General features: G+C 63.8%; 1 protein-coding gene. It reads left to right on the top strand.

Annotated elements, in window-relative coordinates; genetic code table 11:
* Positions 1 to 460 precede the first annotated feature (460 nt).
* Positions 461 to 3,226, top strand: a complete 2,766-nt coding sequence (gene acnA, locus AC1VXC_RS20990) for an aconitate hydratase AcnA (protein ID WP_481539982.1) — start codon at positions 461 to 463, stop codon at positions 3,224 to 3,226.
* Positions 3,227 to 3,390 lie beyond the last annotated feature (164 nt).

Here is a 3,390-nt window from a genome sequence, read left to right as displayed (position 1 = left end):
GAGCCATGCTCGGCTGGGGCTCTACAAGGAAAGCCTCAGCCGAGCATGGCTCGGCTCTACGCCCCCTCCCTTTGGCGCAGCCAAGGGGAGGGCTGGGGAGGGGTGGCTTTTGACTGGCTGATGCAGTCGGGGCTTCGCGGCTTACGCCGCTCCTACAAAACCCGTTCGATTGGTCGGCTGACGCAATACCGGTGCAGCCCCTGCCGAGCATGGCTCGGCACTACATGGGGTGTGCTTGGAAAGCCCCTGCCGAGCATGGCTCGGCACTACCTGTTGGCGGGCACCGTTACATGCGCGCAACAAGCCGTTGCCTAAACTGAGGCCTGCAACCATGCGCCCGACGGCGGATGCTTCGTCCATACTCGAACCAGTATTCACCTGACAGGGCCCATGGCTCTGGAAAGCCCGCGCAGCGCCCCGGCGCCATCGCAAGCCATCTGTACCAAGAGGAGTCAGCTGTATGAGCGATACATTCTCCACCCGTAGCCAACTGGAGGTTGGCGGCCAGCAGTACACCTACTGCAGCCTTCCCAAGCTCGGCCAGAAGTTCGACATCTCCCACCTTCCCTACTCGATGAAGATCCTGCTGGAGAACCTGCTCCGGCATGAGGACGGCGGCCAGACCGTCGGCCCGGAACACATCGAAGCCGTCGCCCGCTGGAACCCCAGGGCCGAGCCCGACACCGAAATCGCCTTCATGCCCGCGCGTGTGGTGCTGCAGGATTTCACCGGCGTGCCCTGCGTGGTCGACCTGGCCGCCATGCGCGACGCGGTCACCAAGCTTGGCGGCAAGGCCGAGCAGATCAACCCGCTGATTCCCTCCGAATTGGTCATCGACCACTCCGTGCAGGTCGACGTGTTCGGGCGCCCTGACGCGCTGGACCTCAACGGCAAGATCGAGTTCCAGCGCAACCAGGAGCGCTACAGCTTCCTGCGTTGGGGCCAGAAGGCCTTCGAGAACTTCAAGGTGGTGCCGCCGAACACCGGCATCGTCCACCAGGTGAACCTGGAAAACCTCGCCCGCGTGGTGATGGAACGGCAGATCGACGGTGCCAACTGGGCCTTCCCGGACACCGTGTTCGGCACGGACTCACATACCACCATGATCAACGGCATCGGCGTGCTCGGCTGGGGCGTCGGTGGCATCGAGGCCGAGGCCGCGATGCTGGGCCAGCCCTCGTCGATGCTCATTCCGCAGGTGGTCGGCTTCAAGCTGACCGGCAAGCTGCCCGAAGGCACCACCGCCACCGATCTGGTGCTGACCGTCACCCAGATGCTGCGCAAGCTCGGCGTGGTCGGCAAGTTCGTGGAGTTCTACGGCGATGGCCTGCAACACCTGCCGCTGGCCGACCGCGCCACCATCGCCAACATGGCCCCGGAATACGGCGCCACCTGCGGCATTTTCCCGATCGATGCGGAGTCGCTGAACTACCTGCGCCTGTCCGGCCGCAGCGATACGCAGATTAATCTGGTCGAAGCCTACGCAAAGGCACAGGGCCTGTGGCACGACGCCAACAGCCCGCATGCGCAGTACAGCGCTACGCTGGAACTGGACATGGCCGAGGTCAAGCCGTCGATGGCCGGCCCCAAGCGCCCGCAGGACCGTGTACTGCTGCAGGACGTGCACAGCAACTTCGCCGACGCCCTGACCACCCTCACCGCCAATCGCAAGCCCAAGGTGGGCTGCGCGGTGCAGGAGTTCGACGAGGAAGGCGGCGACCAGCCGCAGGCCAAGCGGCTGGCGGCCAAGCCCATTTCCAGGATCCGCATCAACGACGAGGACACCGAGCTGTCCGACGGCTCGGTGGTCATCGCCGCCATCACCTCCTGCACCAACACCTCCAACCCGGCGGTGATGCTGGGTGCCGGCCTGCTGGCACGCAACGCGGCACGCATCGGCCTGAAGGCCAAGCCATGGGTGAAAACCTCGCTCGGCCCGGGTTCGCGCGTGGTCACCGACTATCTGGAAAAGGCCGGCGTGCTGGCCGATCTGGAAAAGCTGGGCTTCTTCGTGGTCGGTTATGGCTGCACCACCTGTATTGGCAACTCCGGCCCGCTGCCGGAAGCCGTGTCCGCCGGCATTGCCGAGAACGAACTGGTGGTGGCCTCGGTGCTGTCCGGCAACCGCAACTTTGAAGGCCGCGTGCACCCGGAAGTAAAGGCCAACTACCTGGCCTCGCCGCCACTGGTGGTGGCCTACGCCATTGCCGGTACCGTCAACATCGACCTGACCAAGGAGCCGATCGGCAAGGGCAGCGATGGCAAGGAGGTGTACCTGCGCGACATCTGGCCGAGCAACAAGGAGATCGGCGACATGATCGCCGCTACCGTTGGCCCGGAAATGTTCAAGCAGAACTACGCCGACGTGTTCAAGGGCGATACCCGCTGGGCGCAGATCGAGTCGCCCGAAGGCCAGGCCTACGAATGGAACAGCGACTCCACCTACATCAAGAACCCGCCGTACTTCGATGGCATGACCATGCAGGTGGGCAACATCAGCGACATCCATGGCGCGCGGGTGATGGGCCTGTTTGGTGACTCCATCACCACTGACCATATCTCCCCGGCCGGCAACATCAAGAAGGACTCGCCGGCAGGCCGCTTCCTGCAGTCGCGCGGCGTGCAGCCGGCGGACTTCAACAGCTACGGCAGCCGCCGCGGCAACGATGACGTGATGGTGCGCGGCACCTTCGCCAACATCCGCATCAAGAACCTGATGTTTGGCGGCGAAGAAGGCGGCAACACGCTGTACTACGCACCCGGCAGCCAGACCGGCGAGAAGCTGGCGATCTACGATGCCGCAATGAAGTACAAGGCCGATGGCGTACCGCTGGTGGTGCTGGCCGGCAAGGAATACGGCACCGGCTCCTCGCGCGACTGGGCGGCCAAGGGCACCAACCTGCTGGGCGTCAAGGCGGTGATCGCCGAGAGCTTCGAGCGTATCCACCGCTCCAACCTGGTCGGCATGGGCGTACTGCCGCTGCAGTTCCATGACGGCGAGAACGCACAGACGCTGGGCCTGGATGGCTCGGAGGTGTTTGATGTGACCGGGCTGGACGATGGCAACGCAAAGACCGCCACGGTCACCGCGACCAAGGCAGATGGCAGCAAGAAGAGCTTCACCGCCAAGGTGTTGCTGCTGACGCCCAAGGAAGTGGAGTACTTCCGCAATGGTGGCCTGCTGCAGTATGTGTTGCGGCAGTTGGCGGCGAAGAAGGCGGCCTGATCTGCTGGGTTGATTGGTTTGTTGGAAGAACGCCCCTTTTGGGGCGTTCTTTTTTATTGACTCAGGTTTTGCAGCAAGAGCAAGAGCACCCCTCCCCAACCCTCCCCTTGGCTGCGCCAAAGGGAGGCTGTCTCTTATACACATCTGACGCTGCCGACGACGGA

The organism is Stenotrophomonas sp. STEN033, from assembly GCF_056856655.1.
The sequence above is the reverse complement of the archived record's forward strand: the minus strand, read 5'-3'. Positions and strand labels throughout refer to the sequence as shown.

What these genes read in the sequence shown, in the direction of transcription:
- acnA (WP_481539982.1), top strand. Translation starts at nt 461, where the DNA reads ATGAGCGATACATTCTCCACCCGTAGCCAACTGGAGGTTGGCGGCCAG.